The sequence below is a fragment of the Streptomyces sp. NPDC045431 genome (assembly GCF_040646655.1).
Lineage (GTDB): Bacteria > Actinomycetota > Actinomycetes > Streptomycetales > Streptomycetaceae > Streptomyces.
In genome coordinates this window covers 456,299-473,791 of the sequence record NZ_JBEZAQ010000002.1, presented here as the reverse complement: position 1 = coordinate 473,791, position 17,493 = coordinate 456,299, and the positions used below count along the sequence as shown (strand labels likewise).

Genomic DNA, 17,493 nt, shown 5'->3' with positions numbered 1-17,493 from the left:
CCGCACTCCGCCGGTGGGGGCGGGGTCCGCGCGCATCCCCTCTCGCAGTCCACGGCGAGTGGTCGGGAAGCCGAGCCGTCCCCCGGGTGATCGGGCTCACGCGACCGCCCCCTCGGAACGAGGGCGCTCACGTTTACCGTTGCGGGTCAGCGCCGGACTCTCACCGGACTTCCCCCGCGGGACGCGATCCGCAGCGTAGCAAGAGCCTCAGGCGTAGAAGCGGGAGAGGCTCCGCAGCACCGCGGCCGGCTTGGCGCCGCCGTCGATCTCGAGCGTGCCGTCCACGGTGATCTGCACCCCGCCGGGTACGTCGGTGACGTCGGCGAGGCGGGCGGCGAGCCGCAGGCGGGAGCCGACGGTGACGGGAGCGGGGAAACGCACCTTGTCCAGGCCGTAGTTGACCTTGGTGGTGACGCCCTGGACGTCGAGGAGGCCGGTGAACAGGGGGATGAAGAGGGAGAGCGTGAGATAGCCGTGGGCGATGGGGGCGCCGAAGGGGCCCTCCTTGGCGCGCTCGGGGTCGACGTGGATCCACTGGTGGTCGCCGGTCGCGTCGGCGAAGGTGTCGACGCGTTCCTGAGTGACCTCGATCCAGTCGCTGCTTCCGAGGTCGCTGCCGGCCAGGGCCTTCAGTTCGCCCAGGCCGTTGACGGTGACGGTCATCGCTGCGTGTCCTTCCGGGGGTGGCTTTCGTGGCTTGCGTAGCGCGTACGGAGCTGGTGTTTGAGGAGCTTTCCCGAGGCGTTGCGGGGCAGTTCGCGGACGGCCACCACCGACTTCGGGATCTTGTACTTGGCCAGGGCGGGCGCCAGGAACGCCCGCACCCGCTCGGGGTCGAGCCGGGCGCCGTCCCGGGGGACGACCACCGCGAGGCCCACCTCGCCCCACCGGCCGTCGGGTACGCCGATCACGGCGCACTCGACGATGTCGGGGTGGGCCAGCAGGGCGCTTTCCACTTCGGCGGGGTAGACGTTCTCGCCGCCGGAGATGTACATGTCCTTGATGCGGTCGGCGATGGTGACGTGGCCGTCGGCGTCCACCCGGGCGGCGTCACCGCTGTGCAGCCAGCCGCCGGCGAAGGTGGCGGCGGTCTCCTCGGGCAGCCCCCAGTAGCCGGGGCTGACGTGGGGCCCGCGCACGACGACCTCCCCCACCTCGCCGACGTCCACCTCGCTCATGTCGGGCCGCACCACCCGTACGTCGCTGAAGAAGTGCGGGACGCCCGCCGATCCGGCCTTGGGGACGGCGTGTTCCGCGTCCAGGAACAGCACGCCGGGCGCCGCCTCGGTCATGCCGTAGCCCTGCTGGAAGACCAGCCCGCGCCGCTGGTACGCGCGGATGAGCGGTACGGGTACGGGTGCGCCGCCGCAGTTCAGCAGACGCAGGGAGGACAGGTCCGCGGACTCCCAGGCGGGCTGGCGGGTCATCAGGTCGAACATCGTCGGCACGCCGAACATGAACGTGACGCGGTGCCGGGCGATGGTCTCCAGCGCGCGCTCCGGGTCGAAGCCGTCGGTGAGGACGCAGGCGCCGCCCTTGAGCAGCACGGGCAGGGTGAGCATGCTCAGCCCGGCCGCGTGGAAGAGCGGCGCGGCCACCAGGGCGCGCTCGTCGGCCCGCAGGTCCTGGTCGATGAGGACGTTGACGGCGTTCCAGGTGAGGTTGGCGTGGGTGAGCATGGCCCCCTTGGGCCTCCCCGTCGTGCCCGAGGTGTACATGATCAGGCACAGGTCGTCGCCGGTGACCGTCTCGTCGATGGGGTCGGTCGACGACGCGGCGAGCCGGGACTCGTAGTCCGGGCCGAGGGGCAGGAGGGTGTCCGGCCGGGCGGTGGCCAGGCCGTCGACGACGTCCTGGTGGCCGGGCGCGTACACCAGGACGCGGGCGCCGCTGTCGTGCAGCTGGTAGTCGATCTCGGCGGCGGCCAGCCGGGTGTTGAGCGGCACGAAGACGCCGCCGAGGACGCCGGCCGCGAACAGCGTCTCCAGGAAGGTGTGGTGGTTGGGGCCGAGGTAGGCGACGCGGTCGCCGCGCCGGACGCCCCGCGCGCGCAGGGCGTGGGCGAGGCGGGTGGTGCGCTCGTGCAATCGGGCGTAGGTGAGGGTGATGTCACCCTGGGTGCCCCGGGTCTGGACGAGCGCCGGGCGGTCCGGGGTCTTGCGGGCCCTCCGTGCGGGCCAGGACCCCAGTCCCTCGTTGCGCATGGGCCGCTCCTTGGTCGCGGGGGTTCAGGTCAGGCCGAGCAGCCGGGCGGCGTTCTCCTTGAGGATCTTCGGCCGCACCTCGTCCTTGATCGGCAGCTTGTCGAAGTCGGCGAGCCACCGGTCGGGGGTGAGGACGGGATAGTCGGAGCCGAAGAGGACCTTGTCCTGGAGCAGGGAGTTGGCGTACCGCACAAGCGAGTCCGGGAAGTACTTCGGCGACCAGCCGGACAGGTCGATGTGGACGCCCGGCTTGTGCGTGGCGACGGCCAGGGCCTCGTCCTGCCAGGGGAACGACGGATGCGCCAGGATGATCTTCAGGTCCGGGAAGTCGGCGGCGACGTCGTCGACGTGCAGCGGGTTGGAGTACTTCAGACGGATGCCGCCGCCGCCCGGGACCGAGGCGCCGATGCCGGTCTGTCCGGTGTGGAACAGCGCGATGGCGCCGGTCTCCTCGATGACCTCGTACAGCGGGTAGGCCATCCGGTCGTTCGGGAAGAAGCCCTGGATGCTGGGGTGGAACTTGAACCCCCGTACGCCGTGCTCCTCCACCAGCCGCCTGGCCTCGCGGACGCCCGCCCGGCCCTTCCAGGGGTCGACGCTCGCGAAGGGAACGAGCACGTCCGCGTGCGCCGCGCAGCTTGCGGCGATCTCCTCGTTGGAGATGCGGGGGTGGCCGGTGGCGTGTTCGGCGTCGACGGTGAAGACCACCGCCGCCATGTTCCGCTCCCGGTAGTGCGCGGCCATCTCGTCGATGGTGGGCTGCCGGTGGCCGTGGGCCTTGAAGTACGCCTCCGACGCCGCGAACAGCTCGGGGCTGAGCGCGCCGTGGCCGTCCTTGGAGACCTCGGCGTGGGTGTGGACGTCGATGGCGGTCAGGGCGCCGACGTCGATACGGGCCGTCTGCCCGGCGGAGGACATGGACCTACGCCTCCGGGATCCGGGGCGCGGGGATGCCGACGCTCTGCGGCTCGCGCCCCACCGACGTGTCCCACGCCGCCGCGATGGCTTCCGGTGTCCAGCCGCCGTCCGCGTACGCCACCGCCGTCTCCTGCGGGTGCGACCACAGGGCGAGCCGGTCGCCGCCGATGCCGACGCACTGCCCGGTGACCCCGCGCGCGGCGTCGGAGGCGAGGAAGGGCACCAGCGCGGCGCAGTCGTCGGCGGTGCCGAAGCCCTCGCCCTTGCGCAGGAAGTCCGGCAGCGGCCGGCCCTGCTTCAGGGCGTCGACGTACGGGGCGAAGGCGGGGATGGTCTCGGTCATCGCGGTGGCGGCGACCGGCACGACGGCGTTGACGGTGATGGCCGACCGGGCCAGCTCCATGGACCAGGTCCGCACCATCGCGGCGATGCCAGCCTTGGCCGCCGCGTAGTTGGTCTGCCCGAAGTTGCCGCGCTGGCCCGCGGGGGAGCCGACCAGGACGAGGCTGCCGCCCTCGCCCTGCTCGCGCATCCGTACGGCCGCGGCACGGGCGCAGGTGAAGGTGCCGCGCAGATGCGTGGTGACCACGGCGTCGAAGTCGTCGTCCGTCATCTTCCACAGCACCCGGTCGCGCAGGATGCCCGCGTTGGTGACCATCACGTCCAGCCGGCCGAACTCCTCGACCGCCCGGTCCACCAGGCGGTCCGCCGTTTCCGTGGTGCCCACGGCACCGGCCTGGGCGACCGCGCGGCCGCCCGCCTCGGTGAGGGACTTCGCCGCGGCCCCGGCCGCGTCGGCGTCCACGTCGTTCACCACGACCGCGGCGCCCGCCCGGGCCAGTGCGGCGGCGTACGCGTACCCCAGGCCGCGTCCACTGCCGGTGACCACGGCCACCTTTCCCGTCAGATCCACGGACATCGCCCACCTCGTCTCGTCGAACGGAAGCGCGCCGAGGAGCGCGCTGAAAAGAAGCTAAGAGCAATCATTGTTATCGTCAATGGTTGTTGCGATGACCTGTCTATGGGATCGTGAGCCCGATCCACGTCCCCGTGGCCCCGCGTCACCACGGCTGCCGAAGGAGCCCCCCGATCAGCGACGACATCACCGGCGCCCCCTGGATGCGCGCGCTGCACGCCGACACCGGCTACCTCCTCTACCGGCTCGGCCTGCGCTCCGGCAGCCTCTTCAACAGCGCCCTCGAACAGCACGGACTCCGCCTGCGCCACTACGCGCTGCTGCGCTACCTCGCCACCGTCGAGGGCGCCCGCCAGCGCGAACTGAGCAGCCGGCTCGGCTACGACCCCAGCGCCATCGTCGGCCTCGTGGACGACCTCCAGCGCCTCGGCCTCACCGAGCGGCGCCCGGACCCGGGCGACCGCCGCAACCGGATCGTCGTCCTCACGGAGGAGGGCCGGAAGCTGCTGCGGGACAGCGACCGCGACGCGGCGCACGTCACCGAGCGGCTCCTCGCCCCCCTCGACGAGGAGCAGCGCCGTGCGCTCCACGAACTGCTCCTGCGCGTCACCGAGGGCCGGCCGGATGGTCAGTCGACGCTGTAGCAGCGGATGACGATGTGGCCGTCCTCCTCGCGGGCGAGACCCACGAAGACCGTCTCGGCGAGCCATCGGTGCGCGGGCGCGTCGGTGCGGAAGACCGGGGCGGTACGGAAGTACGTGCCGGCCCGGGCGACCATGAGCGCGCCGTCGTACTGCTCCGGGCTCGTGCCGCCCTCGTGGTAGTAGCCGCGGTTGACGATGTCGATGACGGCGCCGTCGTCGGCGCGGATGAGGTAGCGGGCCTCCAGCTGGAAGATCTCGCCCCGGGTGCTGGACCAGTCGCCGCCACCCGGCAGGACGGTTCCGGTGAGGCGGGGCCCGTGGACGCTGCCGCCGGTGATGGGCGTGAACTCGGTGCGCTCGCCGTCGCCGTGGCCGATGTGCAGGTGCTCGGCGATCTCCGCGCGGATCTCGAAGACGAAGGTGAGGGAAGGGGCGGACGTCATGAGGATGCTCCAGTGGGTTCGGTGCGGCGGGTGGGCTTCCAGCCGGGCCGGGGCACGGCGTCGAGCAGATGACGGGTGTAGGGGTGCCGGGGGCCGGACAGGACGGAGGCGGCCGGGCCCCGTTCGACGACGCGGCCCCGGCGCATCACCACGACGTCGTCGCAGACGTGCCGCACGACACCGAGGTCATGGGTGATGAACAGGTAGGCCACCCGCGTCCGTTCGCGGATGTTGCGCAGCAGCGTGAGGATCTGCGCCTGCACGGAGACGTCCAGCGCCGCGACCGCCTCGTCGAGGACGAGCACGCGGGGCTGTACCGCCAGCGCCCGTGCGAGGGCCACGCGCTGGCGCTGCCCGCCCGAGAGCGCGCGGGGCAGGGAGCCCGCCTGGCGCTCGTCGAGGCCGACCTCCCGCAGCTGTTCGGCCACCTTCCGGTCCAGGGCGGAGCCGCGCAGCCCGGTGTGGAGCGCGAGGACCTCCCCGACGCAGTCGCGGACCCGCTGGTGCCGGTCGAGCGAGGCGTACGGGTCCTGGAAGACCATCTGGATCTCGCGGGCGAAGCGCCTGCGCTCGGCCGTCCGCGCCCGGGGGCCGGGCCGGCCGAGGCCGCCCAGCCGGATGGTCCCGGCGGTCGGCGTCTCCAGCCCGGCGATCATGCGGGCGGTGGTCGTCTTGCCCGACCCGGACTCGCCGACGACGGCGAGGGCGCCGCCGGGCGGGACGGTCAGGCCGACGTCGTCGACGGCGACGAAGTCCCCGTACACCTTGCGCAGTCCGGTCGCCTCCAGGGCGGGGGGTTCGGTCGAGGCGGGGGCGGGCTCAGACATGGCCGGTGCTCCTGTCGTCGGCGCACGGCACGGCGTGCGGCTGGTCCGGGAAGATCGGGAAGTGGCAGGCGGCGCTGCCGTCTCCCGCAGGCCGCAGCGGCGGGCGCTCGGTCCGGCACACCTCCCGCACGTCGGGGCAGCGCGGCGCGAAGGCGCATCCCGGCCCCGCCTCGAACGCCGACAGCGGCCGGCCCGCGATGGCCTTCAGCGGCTGCGCGCCCGCCCCCGGAGCGGGGCGGGAGGCCAGCAGCGCCCGCGTGTAGGGGTGACTCGCCCGGGTGTGGAGGCGCTCGGCCGGCAGCTCCTCCACCACCGTGCCCGCGTACATGACCGCGATGCGGTCGCAGACGGCGGAGGCGAGGGCCAGGTCGTGGGTGATGAACAGCATCGCGAGGCCCCGCTCGGCGCGGGCCTCCTCGATGATGGCCATGACCTCCGCCTGCGTGGTCACATCGAGAGCGGTCGTCGGCTCGTCGGCGAGCAGCAGCCGCGGTTCGCCCGCCAGCGCGGCGGCGATCATCACCCGCTGCAGCAGACCGCCGGACAGCTCCGACGGGCGCTGCCGCAGCCTGCGCGGCGCGTCGGCGACGCCCACCGCGCGCAGCAGCTCCGTGACGGTCGCCTCGGCGGCCCGGGGACGTACGCCCCGCGTGGTGACCAGCCCCTCGGTGAGGAAGTCGCCGACCGTACGCACCGGATTGATGTGGGCGCGCGGGTCCTGGAACACCATGGCGACGTCCCTGCCGCGCAGCGCCCGCAGCGCCGCCGGGCCCATGGCAGGGACGGACACGCCGTCGAAGCGGATGTCCCCGCCCGTACGGGCGCCCGGCGGCAGCAGCCGCAGCACCGCACGCGCGGTGAGGGACTTGCCGGAACCGGACTCGCCGACCAGCCCCACGGCGGACCCGGCGGGCACGGTGAGGTCGACCCGGTGGATCACCGTGCCACGACGGCCGCCCTTGACCGGCAGGGTGATGTGCAGCCCGTCCACTTCCAGGAGGGAGGGTTCGAGAGGAGCGGGGATCTCGGTCATCGGTCGTCTCCCAGGAGGCGTTGGGACAGGCCGCTGCCGAGCAGGTTGCAGGCGACGACGAACACCACGATCACCAGGCCGGCGTAGAGCGACTGCTCGGCCCGCCCGGCGAGGATCCCGGTGGAGCCGTTGGCGACCATCAGCCCCCACTCGGCGGTCGGCGGCTGGGTGCCCAGGCCGATGAACGAGAACGCGGCCACGTCGAGCAGGGCGTACCCGAAGGCGGTCGTCAACTGCACCAAGACCAGCGGCAGCAGATTGGGCACCAGATGGCGCAGGCAGATCCGCCACCCGGACATGCCGAGCATCCGCAGCGCGGACACGTACGGCATCCGGCACTCGCGCAGCGCCGCGCCGCGCACGGTACGGGCGATGTACGGCAGGTACGCCAGCGAGAGCGTCGCCATCGCCACGCCCAGGCCCGCCCCGAGGGCGGCGGCCGCGACGACGGCGAGGACCAGCCCCGGGAAGCCGAAGACCAGGTCCAGCAGCCCGGAGACCAGCCGGTCGTACCAGCCGCCGAGCCAGGCGGCGGACACCGCCAGGGCGGTGCCGGCCGTCCCCGCCGCCAGCGTGACCACGGCGGGCGCCAGCAGGCTGGGCCGGGCGCCGTACAGCAGCCGGGAGAGGATGTCGCGCCCGGTGTCGTCGGTGCCGAGCCAGTGGGCGGCCGAGCCGCCCTGGTACACGGCGAACGGGTCCACGGCGTCGGGGTCGTACGGCGCGAGGAGCGGCGCGCACACGGCGGCCAGGACCACCAGGACGACGACCGACCCGGCGGCGATCAGGACACCGCGGCCCCGGGCCAGGGCGCGGGCGCGGCCGAACCGCCCCTCGCCCCCGGTGAGCCCGGCCAGTCGGTACGTACTCATGCGTCGCCCCCCAGCGGAACGCGGTGGTCCAGGGCGGCGGTGACCACGTCCACCAGGGTGTTGACCGCGACGAAGACGACCACGGCGATCAGGGCCAGCGCCTGGACGACCGCGAAGTCCTGTTTGGCGGCGCTCTGGATGAGCAGGGCACCGATGCCGTTGACGCCGAAGGCCTGCTCGACGATCGCGCAGCCGGCGATCAGGCCCGCGACGGCCACCCCCGACACCGAGAAGATCGGCCCGGAGGCGTTGCGCAGCACGTGCTTGCGCACGACGACGCGTTCCGGAACGCCCCGGCTGCGCGCCGTCTGGACGTGTTCCGCGACCAGTTCGGCGCGGACGGCGGAGCGCGTCACCTGGGCGACGTACGCGAGCCAGGACGCGGCGAGCGCGAGCGCGGGCAGGGTGAGGTGCTCGATCCGCCCGCCGAGCCCGGCGCCGGCGCCGTATGCCGGGAACCAGCCCAGCCGCACCGAGAGCCACCAGATCAGCAGGACGGACATGACGAACGTGGGCACCGCCATGAGGGCGGTGGTCACCACGGTCACGAGCGTGCCGGCCCACCCGCCGCGCAGGGCGGCCAGCGTGCCCAGCAGCACACCGGGCACGATGATCAGGACGGCGGCGTACGCCACCAGGAACAGAGTGTTGCCGATGCGGTCGGCGATCAGGTGGGTGACGGAGTCCTTGTACGTCAGGGACTGGCCGGCGTCGCCCTGGAGCATGCCGCTCAGCCAGCGCCAGTAGCTCTCCACGAAGGGGTCGTCGAGGTGGTACTCGCGGTGGATCCGCGCCAGCAGTTCGGGGCTCGGCGGCTTGCCCCCGCCGATGAGGAGGGTGGCGGGGTCGCCGGGGGAGAGGAACAGCGCGCCGTGGAGGGCGAGTCCGGCGACGAGCGCGGTCACCACCAGCATCGCCGCACGGCGGACGACGAACCGCCAGATCATGAGCCGGCCTCGCCGGTGCGGCTGCCGGTGCCGCTGTCGCCGGTGCCGCCCAGGTGGGCCGCCCACGGCATGTTGATGTAGGCGAAGGACGCGGGGGCGCCGCTGAGGCGCTTGTTGAGGAACATCCGCTCGTGGGGCCAGGCGAGGGGCACGAGGGACAGGTCCTGGGCGTACAGCGCCTGGGCCCGTGTGAAGAGCGCCGCCGACCGGCCGGGGTCGAGCGTCGCCTTGGCCTGCCGCAGCAGCGCGGTCACCTCGGCGTTGCGGTACCGCGTCCAGTTCAGCGGGGATTCGGGCGCCGTGAGCATCTCCGCGTAACTCAGGGGGTCCGGGATCTCGACGTAGCCCAGCACCATGGTGGCGTCCAGGCCCTCGCGGGCGGACGGGTCGTAGAACAGGCCCGACATCTGCGTCGGCTGGAGCTGCTTGATGACGACCTCCAGACCGATCCGCTTGGCCGCGGCCTGGAGGAAGGTGAGGATCTGGAGGGACTGCTGGTCGCCCGCGCCCATGGCGACGGTGAGGGTGCGCTGCCGGGGAGCGGCCTGCTCGACCAGCTTCCTGGCCCGCGCCTCGTCGACGGCGGGCAGGGCGGGCAGCGCGTCATGGGCCTTGGCGTAGACGTCCGCGGCCTCGCTGTTCTTCCACACCAGGGACGGGATGAAGGTCTTCGGCTTCTGGGCGGCACCGTCGTAGACGTTCCTGATCAGGGCGTCGCGGTCGAGCACCAGGGACAGCGCGTCCGCGATGCGGCGGTCGGCGAGCGGCGAGGCCGTGCCGGTCGGGTAGAGGAAGACGGTCTGGGCGGACGGGCCGTAGTAGACGGTGCCGGTACGCGAGGAGCGCAGCGCCTTGGCGACGGTGGAGGGGAGCTCGTAACTGCCGTCGATCTGCCCGGACAGCAGGGCGCTGGTGAGCGTGGAGCTGTCGGTGATGAACCGGAAGGTGAGCTTCTCGGCCTTCGGCCGCAGCGCCGCGTCCCAGTAGGCACCGTTGCGCAGGGCGGTGATGGACTCCCCGGACCTCCAGCTCGTGAGCCGGAAGGGGCCCGTGCACATCAGGCCGCCCTTGGCGGTGCCGTAGGAGGAGCCGGCCTTCCGCAGGTAGGCGGCCTCGCTGACCGCCCCGAAGCCGTTGGCCAGGTACTTCGGGAACAGCTGGTCCGGCGCTCTGAAACGTACCGTCACCTGGTGGGTACCGGTGGCCGTGATCGACGTGACACCGGCCATGACGGCGATGTTGACGCTCTGCGTGGCGGGGTCCCGCTGCCGCAGCAGGCTCGCGACGACATCGTCCGCGGTCATCGGCGTGCCGTTCCAGAACCGCACGCCCTCGCGGAGGTTGAGGACGAGGGTCTTCGGGTCCGGGCGGTTCCAGGAGGTGGCGAGGCCCGGCGCGAGGGAGTAGTCGGCCCTCAGCCTCAGCAGCGGGTCGCAGAGGTTGGACACCACGGTGCTGGGCGAGTAGTCACCGACCTTGGCCGGGTCGAGGGTGGTGGGTTCGCCCATGGGGAGGTTCCAGGTGACCTGGTCGAGTGCGCCGGTGGCGGCGGGTGTGGTGGCGGTCAGCTTCGGGGCGCTCGTCGACGGGCCGGAGGGGCTGCCGGCGCCCGACGTACAGGCGGAGAGCGTCACCAGCGCGGACAGGGCGGCGGCGAGGGTGACGGCGGTTCTGGGAGGAGTGGTTCTGGGAGCGGGCATGAGGTGCTCCTGATCGGGGACTGCGTGGCTCTGACGGTCCTTCGGGGAATCCTTCAGTGGGGGCGTGAACGAACGGGGGTCAGTCGGCCCGTGGGGGAAGGACCGTGACGGTCAGGCGCGACGGGCACGCCCCGCCGGTGCGCAGGGTCTGCGTGCTCGGCTTCGCGGCGACCGTGGTCCACGGGTTCTCGTCCGTCCCCGAGGACGGCAGGAACATGGGGTAGTCGCTGCTCGTCACGATCAGCGCGAGCCGGTGCCCGGGCCGTACGCGGTAACCGGTGTGGCCCAGGTCGATGTGCACCTCGTCGGGCGCCAGCGGGCCGCGTACCGACACCTGTCCGCGCGCGATCAGGTGAGCCCGGCCGTCGGGGGAGACGTCGAGCACCTTGGCGTAGAGGTCGAACACCGGGGCGGTGCTGGTCACATGGAGGTCCAGGCCGATCGGACCGGCCAGGTCGAGCGGCTCGGACAGCACCGGTCCGCTGAAGGCGAGGACGTCCTCGCGCGCGGCGACGGGCGCCACATCGGGGTACGTCTGGAGGAAGGCGAAGGAGTTGGGCACCAGCGACGGTACGAGCGCCTCGGGGTCGTGGCGCCACCGGGTGCTCCGCTGCTCGGCGGCGGGCTCCGTCATCAGCGGGGCGCCCGGCAGCGGGCCCGCCGCGTCGGCGGGGTCGCCCAGCCAGAGGACGCGCTCGGCGGACTCGGCCGGAGGCCAGGCGGTGGACGTGCGCCGGCCGGCGTGGCCGAGCTCCCAGACCACCTTGGAGAGGGAGGAGACCGGGCGGACCCCCTTGAGGAACACGTCGAAGAAGTCGAGGGCCGGGTCGACGTAGGCCGGCAGCATGCGCGCGAGGGCCGCGTCGCTGACGGCGTGGTCGTCCTCCTCGGCGACCGGCGCCAGGTCGAGGTGGTAGTTCTCGTGGTCGACCGCGCCGGCCCACAGGTACTGCACGGCGTCCCAGCCCGGCCGGGAGGCCAGCTCCAGGTAGTCGCGCAGGTGCGGGATCACGATGTTGTCGAACCAGCCGACGCAGTGCAGCACCGGCACGGGCCGCGCGTCGAAGGGGTGGCGTCCGAAGGCCGGGAACAGATTGGTGTAGCGGGGCGCGAGCGTGTCGAACCACGCGGAGCGCGCGCCGATCGCCCGGAACGCCTGCTCGTACTGCTCGATGACCGGGCGCAGCGAGCGGTCCGGTTCGTAGTCGTACGCGCCGTCGTCGACCCAGTAGTGGGCGTAGTACTCGATGCCCTCCAGCCAGACGGGTCGGCCGACCGCGGCCCCGTCGAGCGGGTCGGACTGTGAGGTCGCGTTGAAGTCCACCGTCGTGACCCGGGGCACGACGGCGCGCAGCGCCGGGTGCTCGGCGGCGACCGCGGCCCACTGCGTGAAGCCGTAGTAGGAGTCGCCGAACATGCCCACGACCCCGTCCGACCAGGGCTGTCGGACGATCCAGTCGAGGGTGTCGTAACCGTCCTCGGACTCGCGCAGGAACGGCAGGGTCCGGCCGCCGGAGCGGAACTTGCCGCGTACGTCCTGGACGACGACCGCGTAGCCGCGGGCGGTGAACCGGGCGGCGATCCGGTCGGCGTAGACGTAGCGGCTGTTCTTGTCGTAGGGGAGGCGGATGAGGACGGCGGGAGCCCCGGCGTCGTCCGTGGCCTCGGGGAGGTAGACGTCCGTGGCCAGCCGGACCCCGTCGCGCATCCGGACCCGGTGCTGCCGGGCCTGGTCGGGGACGGGGGCGGGGCCGATCCGCTCGTAGGGGAGGGGCATGCGGTGTTCTCCAGGAATTGAGAAACAACAGCGTCATGTAACGGCGTTGTATGACAACATTGCAGCTCCGGATAAGCGGGTCAACCCCCTGAGTTAAGGTCTGCGACATGCCGATTGAGGTAGACGAGGCGAGGCGGCTTGACGAGATCGCCGACGCCACCATCCAGGTCGCGCGCGAGCGGGGTGTCCGCTCCGTCACCATCCGCGCCGTGGCCGCGCAGCTCGGTGGATCGACGGCCATGGTCACGAACTACGTGTCCAGCCGCTCCGCGCTCATGATCAACGCCCTGCGGCGTGCCGAGAGGGACTGGGCGGGGGAGATGGAGGAGGTGCTCGAAGGTCTCACGGGGCCGGAGCGGCTCCAGGCCGTCGCCCGCTGGATGTGCACCACCGAGCGCGACGACGAGGTGCTGCGCCGCCTGCTGATGGAGATCGCCAGCGCAGGCCCCGGCGCCGGCGCGGACGTCGAGGAGCTGCGGCGCGCCACCGCCCGGCGCGGCCGCGACGAGATGGGTGCCCTCGTCGCCGAGGCGGGACTTCCCGACGCGGCGCTGAGCGCCGACATCCTGCACCTGCTCTTCCGGGGCTACTGGCTGTCCACCCTGGAGGACCCCGACACCTGGACCCGCGAGCGGGGAACGCGGGTCGCGCTGGCGCTGATCGACCTGCTGTCGCGGGAGCGGCCCTCCGGTGGGGAGTAAGGCCTGAGGGTTGACAGCGCCGGGTGGTCGGCAGCAGGCTGGCCCCGATGTACAACGCCGTTGTATGACGGTGTTTGTCGTCGCTGTCGTCGCTGTCGTGGAGCGGCCCCCATCGGCACATCGGCACATCGCGCATCGGCAGATGCGCGGATCAACGGATCAACGGATCAACGGATCACGGATCACGACGCGCGTGACGCTTCTATCCTCGCCGCCAGCTCCTTGCCGCCGGCTGCTCTCCGTCCGTTCCTCTCCGCCCGCTCCTCTCCGCTCCTCCCTCTTCTCCGTCCCCGCCCGGCGCCCTGCCGCGCCCGGGGGCTCTCCCTCCACGAGGTGTCCATGGGAAATGCAGCCCACCCCACCGAGTTGTGGCAGTGCACCGCCACCGACCTCGCCGCCGCCATCCGGGCCCGCGAGGTCTCCGCCGTCGAGGTGGTGCGCTCGTGCCTCGCCCGCATCGAGGAGACCAACCCCCGGCTCAACGCCCTGGTGGACGTACGACCCGACGAAGCGCTGGCCGACGCCCGCCGCGCCGACGAAGCGGTGGCCGCGGGCGCGGACCTCGGCCCGCTCCACGGCGTACCGGTGTCGATCAAGGTCAACACGGAGCAGCGGGGGTACGCCACCACCAACGGCGTGGCCGCCTTCGCCCACCGGCCCGCCGAGGGCGACGCGGCCTGCGTCACCGCCCTGCGCCGGTCCGGGGCCATCCCGCTCGGCCGCAGCAACTCCCCGGCCTTCTCCCTCCGTTGGTTCACCACCAACGACCTGCACGGCCGCACGCTCAACCCCTGGGACCACGGCCGCACCCCGGGCGGCTCCAGCGGCGGCGCCTCCAGCAGCCTCGCCGCCGGCATGACGCCTCTCGCCCAGGGCAACGACATCGGCGGGTCCATCCGCTTCCCCGCCGCCTGCTGCGGAGTCGTGGGCGTACGCCCCACCGTCGGCCGGGTCTCCGACTGGGCCCCGCCCGCCTTCGCCGACACCGCCGACGGGCCCGTCGAACTGGACTTCCCGCCCACCGTCCACGCCTGCGCCGTGCAGGGTCCGCTCGCCCGCACCGTGGCCGACGCCCGGCTGGCCCTGCGGGCGATGACCACCCCGGACGTACGCCACCCGCACGGTGTCCCGGCGCTCCCCGAGCGGGCGGGCACGGCCGCCGGCGCCGTCACGGTGTCCGTGGTCCACAGCATCGGCACCGTCGACAACCACCCCGCCGTCGACCGGGCGGTGAGCGGCGCCGCCGCGCGGCTGAGCGACGCCGGCTACAAGGTCGAGGAGCTGGACGGCATGCCGCTGCTCGCCGAGGCGGCGCGCCTGTGGTCGCTGCTGATCACCGAGGACCTGCGCCCCATGCTGCCCCTGGTCGAGCAGGTCGGCGACGAGGCGATCCGTACGGCGCTGGCCGGGCACTTCGCGGCCGCGGCCGTCACCTGGGGCGAGCGCCCCGGCCTGGAGACCTACATCAACGGCTGGGCCCGCCGTGCCACGCTCGTCACCCGGCTCCAGGAGTTCCTCGGCTCCGACCGGCTTCTGCTCACCCCGGTCTGCGCGGAGCCGCCCTTCGAGCAGGACGCCGACCTCGCCGAAGAGGCGCGCGCCGGACGGCTCTTCACCGCGATGTGGCCGATGACGGCCGTACCCGTGCTGGGCTTTCCCGCCGTCACAGTGCCCGTCGGCCTCGACGGCGGCCTCCCCGTCGGCGCCCAGCTCATCGGCGGCCGCTTCGAGGAGGAGCTCGTCCTCGACGCCGCTCAGGCCGTCGAGGACCGGGCGCCGGCGGTCAGCCTCTGGGCGTAGCGGCGGCCGGGGGTGAGGCCCGCCGCCCGGGCCGTTCCGGGGCGGCGGGCCTCAGGAGGACCGTGGGTCTCAGGTGAGTGTCCGGTTCACGCGGCCGTCCAGCCGCCGTCCACCGGCACCGCCGCCCCCGTCACGAACGAGGAGCGGTCGCTGCACAGCCAGGCGGCGGCCTCGGCCACCTCGGAGGGGGCGGCCATCCGCTTCTGGATGGGGCGGGCGAGGAAGCGTTCCTCCAGCCCCGGCGTCTCCTCCAGCACCTCGTCCATCAGCTCGGTGAGGGTGTTGCCGACCACCAGCGCGTTCACCCGCAGGCCGCGCTGCCCGTACTCGGCGGCCGCCGCCCGGGTGAGGCCGATGACCGCGTGCTTGGCGGCGACGTACGGGGCGACGGCACCGGTGGCGAGGACGCCGGCGACGCTGGAGGTGTTGACGATGGCGCCGCCGGAGGGCGAGCGGAGCAGGACCGGGATCTGGTGGCGCATGCAGTTCCACACGCCCCGGACGTTGACGTCCATGATCTGCTGGAAGACCGTGTCGTCGGTCTCGTGCAGCTCCGTTCCGACCGTCGCCCAGCCGGCGTTGTTGAAGGCGCCGTCCAGGCCGCCGTACGTGTCCACCGCCAGAGCCACCGCGCGCTCGACCTCGTCCGGCCGTGTCACGTCGGCGGGCGCCGCCGTCGCCCTGCCACCGCTGTCGGCGATCTCCTTCTCCAGGGCCCGCAGCCGTTCCTCGCGGCGGGCGACCAGGACGACCGCCGCGCCCTCCGCCGCGAACAGCCGGGCGGCGGCCGCGCCGATGCCGCTGGACGCGCCGGTGACCATGATGACCTTGTCGGTGAGCAGTAAGTGAGTGGTTGTTGTCATGCACCCATTCAACTTGCTCGGGTGCCGTGACCACGCGACGGTTACGACATCCTCACGTACACCGCGGCCCGTGAGCTGCGCGACGAACGGCCGGTTACGCGGCCAGGAAGTGGCCTACGTGGTCCCGCGCCCAGGTCCGGAAGGACGCGGGCGTCCGGCCGAGCAGCCTCGCGACCCCGTCGGCCACCACGGCCTTGCCGCCCGCCGCCTGACGGTCGCTCATCTCCAGCAGGGCCCGCACCAGAGGCTCGGGGTAGCGCCGCCGCCAGGCGTCGCGGGCCTCCTCGGGGGTCAGCTCGACGAAGTCCAGCGGTCTGCCGACCGCGGAGGCCAGTTCCGCGCACTGCTCCCGGGCGGAGATCGCGACCGGACCCGTGAGGGAGTACGCCCGTCCCGCGTGTGGCCCGGGCCGGCTCAGCACGCGCGCCGCCGCCTCGGAGATGTCCCGCGGATCGACGCAGGCGATACGCGAGTCGCCGTGCAGCGCCCGTACCACCGACTCCCGGGCGATCGACGGGGCCCAGTCGCGCGTCTTCGACATGAAGGCGCGCGGGCGCAGCAGGGTCCACTCCATGCCCGTGGCGCGTAATCGCTGCTCGTTCTCGCGCTGCCAGCGGGTCACCAGGTCCTGGGCCTCCGGATCCGTCACGGCGAGCGCGGACACCTTCACGATGTGCCGTACGCCGCCGGCCTCGGCCGCGGCGAGCACGTTGTCCTCGTGGTCGGGCCGGAGCGGGTCGCTGGTGACGAGGAGCAGCGCGTCCGCTCCCCGGCAGGCCCGGGCCAGGGACGCCCGGTCGGCGAAGTCGGCGCCGACGATGTCGCCCGCGAGTCCCCGGCGGGCGGCCCGGGCCGGGTCCCGGGTGAGGGCGCGCACCCGGTGGCGGGGTGCCAGCAGGGCGGAGACCGTGTGGCCCACGGTGCCACTGGCGCCGGTGACCACGATGGCCGGTCGTTTGTCGTCGTTCCGTTCCGACTCGGCCGCGCGCGGTGCCGTGCGGAGTCCGCCGCGGGTGGGGGCGCTCACGCCGGCCTCGCGCGGTCGGCGTCGAGCACGATCCGCTCCGCGACGGAGGGAACGGCGATCCCGGGGAGGAGGTTGCGCCACATGCCCACGGTGCGCTGGGGCAGGTCGGCCCGTCCGCTCACGAGCTGGGAGTAGAGCTGGATGCCGGTACAGGCGCCCACGACGAACTCGGCCACCTCCACCGGGTCCACGGAATCCCGGAGCTCGCCGTCGTGCCGTGCTTCGAGCAGGCAGTCCGTCATGATGCGGACCCACGTGCGGTACGACGTGTCGTCGCGCATCCCGAAGGCGCCCTGTTCCACGGCCAGCCGCACGGCGGCCCGCAGCATCGGGTCCTGCTGGATCTGCCACGACCACAGCAGGGTGATGTCCACCAGTCGTTGCAGGCCGCGGGAGCGGAGCATCGGGACGATGGTGTCGGGCTGGGCGTTCATCACCGCGAGCGCCAGCCCCTCCTTGGACTTGAAGTGGAAGTACATGGCCCCGGTGGTGGCGCCGGCCCGTTCCGCGATCTTGGTGATGCTGGCGCCGGCGAAGCCGTACTCGTCGAGGACCTCGGCGGCCGCGCGCAGGATCGCCTCGCGGGTCCGAACGGCCCGTTCCTGCTTCGTCCGTGGCATGCACCCTCCCTTTAAACGTAGAGAACGCTCTCTATGGTATCTGCTCGCCATGTGGGACGACAGCCCGAACATCCCTGCGCTGACCTGCGGTTGGCGAAAGTTCTCACGGTTTCCCTCGACAAACAAAAAGAACACTCTCTATTTTATGAGCGTGCGGGCACGACATCGCCGTACAGGACGGTCTGTCACACACATCGGACA

The 17,493-nt window shown here is 72.7% G+C and carries 17 protein-coding genes and 1 riboswitch; of the genes, 3 read left to right on the top strand and 14 right to left on the bottom strand.

The window, feature by feature from the left end:
* Positions 1–84: 84 nt before the first annotated feature.
* Positions 85–175, bottom strand: a riboswitch (cobalamin riboswitch).
* 32 nt (positions 176–207) lie between these two features.
* The 4 genes from AB0A69_RS06610 to AB0A69_RS06595 are packed head-to-tail and all read right to left on the bottom strand — an operon-like array spanning position 208 to position 4,041.
* Positions 208–663 carry a MaoC family dehydratase gene (locus tag AB0A69_RS06610; protein WP_361416026.1) on the bottom strand — a complete coding sequence of 152 codons (456 nt, stop codon included), beginning with the start codon at positions 661–663 and terminating at the stop codon, positions 208–210.
* A complete protein-coding gene (locus AB0A69_RS06605) occupies positions 660–2,204 on the bottom strand; it encodes a long-chain fatty acid--CoA ligase (RefSeq protein ID WP_361416025.1) in 1,545 nt (514 codons plus the stop codon). The genes AB0A69_RS06610 and AB0A69_RS06605 overlap by 4 nt, the downstream gene beginning before the upstream one ends.
* A gap of 24 nt (positions 2,205–2,228) precedes the next feature.
* A complete protein-coding gene (locus AB0A69_RS06600) occupies positions 2,229–3,122 on the bottom strand; it encodes an amidohydrolase family protein (RefSeq protein WP_361416023.1) in 894 nt (297 codons plus the stop codon).
* A 4-nt stretch (positions 3,123–3,126) separates the two neighbouring features.
* Positions 3,127–4,041 carry an SDR family oxidoreductase gene (locus AB0A69_RS06595; RefSeq protein ID WP_361416021.1) on the bottom strand — a complete coding sequence of 305 codons (915 nt, stop codon included), beginning with the start codon at positions 4,039–4,041 and terminating at the stop codon, positions 3,127–3,129.
* 200 nt (positions 4,042–4,241) lie between these two features.
* Between AB0A69_RS06595 and AB0A69_RS06590 the strand changes: the two genes are divergently transcribed.
* A complete protein-coding gene (locus tag AB0A69_RS06590; RefSeq protein ID WP_361416838.1) occupies positions 4,242–4,682 on the top strand; it encodes a MarR family transcriptional regulator in 441 nt (146 codons plus the stop codon).
* On the opposite strand, the gene AB0A69_RS06585 is transcribed toward AB0A69_RS06590, so the two are convergent.
* The 7 genes from AB0A69_RS06585 to AB0A69_RS06555 all read right to left on the bottom strand — a co-directional run bounded on the left by AB0A69_RS06585 (position 4,667) and on the right by AB0A69_RS06555 (position 12,281).
* Positions 4,667–5,125, bottom strand: coding sequence for a DUF3237 domain-containing protein (locus AB0A69_RS06585; RefSeq protein WP_361416019.1), 459 nt, complete (start codon positions 5,123–5,125; stop codon positions 4,667–4,669). The two genes, AB0A69_RS06590 and AB0A69_RS06585, sit on opposite strands and share 16 nt — an antisense overlap.
* Complete coding sequence (locus tag AB0A69_RS06580; RefSeq protein ID WP_361416017.1) at positions 5,122–5,952, bottom strand: ATP-binding cassette domain-containing protein; 831 nt, start codon at positions 5,950–5,952, stop codon at positions 5,122–5,124. The genes AB0A69_RS06585 and AB0A69_RS06580 overlap by 4 nt, the downstream gene beginning before the upstream one ends.
* A complete protein-coding gene (locus tag AB0A69_RS06575; RefSeq protein ID WP_361416015.1) occupies positions 5,945–6,985 on the bottom strand; it encodes an ABC transporter ATP-binding protein in 1,041 nt (346 codons plus the stop codon). The genes AB0A69_RS06580 and AB0A69_RS06575 overlap by 8 nt, the downstream gene beginning before the upstream one ends.
* Positions 6,982–7,857 carry an ABC transporter permease gene (locus tag AB0A69_RS06570; protein WP_361416013.1) on the bottom strand — a complete coding sequence of 292 codons (876 nt, stop codon included), beginning with the start codon at positions 7,855–7,857 and terminating at the stop codon, positions 6,982–6,984. The genes AB0A69_RS06575 and AB0A69_RS06570 overlap by 4 nt, the downstream gene beginning before the upstream one ends.
* Positions 7,854–8,804 (bottom strand): ABC transporter permease, encoded by a 951-nt coding sequence (locus AB0A69_RS06565; RefSeq protein ID WP_361416011.1) that lies wholly within the window; start codon positions 8,802–8,804, stop codon positions 7,854–7,856. Before AB0A69_RS06565 ends, AB0A69_RS06570 begins: the two co-directional genes overlap by 4 nt.
* On the bottom strand, positions 8,801–10,504 hold the full coding sequence (locus AB0A69_RS06560) for an ABC transporter substrate-binding protein (protein WP_361416009.1): 1,704 nt from the start codon (positions 10,502–10,504) through the stop codon (positions 8,801–8,803). Before AB0A69_RS06560 ends, AB0A69_RS06565 begins: the two co-directional genes overlap by 4 nt.
* Before the next feature lie 79 nt (positions 10,505–10,583).
* Positions 10,584–12,281, bottom strand: a complete 1,698-nt coding sequence (locus tag AB0A69_RS06555; protein WP_361416007.1) for a CocE/NonD family hydrolase — start codon at positions 12,279–12,281, stop codon at positions 10,584–10,586.
* Between the two features lie 107 nt (positions 12,282–12,388).
* Between AB0A69_RS06555 and AB0A69_RS06550 the strand changes: the two genes are divergently transcribed.
* The gene (locus AB0A69_RS06550) at positions 12,389–12,982 is read left to right on the top strand and encodes a TetR/AcrR family transcriptional regulator (RefSeq protein WP_361416005.1); all 594 of its coding nucleotides are present in this window, start codon (positions 12,389–12,391) and stop codon (positions 12,980–12,982) included.
* Positions 12,983–13,321: 339 nt separating this feature from the next.
* The gene (locus AB0A69_RS06545) at positions 13,322–14,782 is read left to right on the top strand and encodes an amidase (RefSeq protein ID WP_361416003.1); all 1,461 of its coding nucleotides are present in this window, start codon (positions 13,322–13,324) and stop codon (positions 14,780–14,782) included.
* A gap of 86 nt (positions 14,783–14,868) precedes the next feature.
* On the opposite strand, the gene AB0A69_RS06540 is transcribed toward AB0A69_RS06545, so the two are convergent.
* The 3 genes from AB0A69_RS06540 to AB0A69_RS06530 all read right to left on the bottom strand — a co-directional run bounded on the left by AB0A69_RS06540 (position 14,869) and on the right by AB0A69_RS06530 (position 17,292).
* Positions 14,869–15,645 (bottom strand): SDR family oxidoreductase, encoded by a 777-nt coding sequence (locus tag AB0A69_RS06540; RefSeq protein ID WP_361416001.1) that lies wholly within the window; start codon positions 15,643–15,645, stop codon positions 14,869–14,871.
* Positions 15,646–15,739: 94 nt separating this feature from the next.
* Positions 15,740–16,672 (bottom strand): NAD(P)H-binding protein, encoded by a 933-nt coding sequence (locus AB0A69_RS06535; RefSeq protein ID WP_361415999.1) that lies wholly within the window; start codon positions 16,670–16,672, stop codon positions 15,740–15,742.
* Complete coding sequence (locus tag AB0A69_RS06530) at positions 16,669–17,292, bottom strand: ScbR family autoregulator-binding transcription factor (protein WP_355353314.1); 624 nt, start codon at positions 17,290–17,292, stop codon at positions 16,669–16,671. Before AB0A69_RS06530 ends, AB0A69_RS06535 begins: the two co-directional genes overlap by 4 nt.
* Between the last annotated feature and the right edge of the window lie 201 nt (positions 17,293–17,493).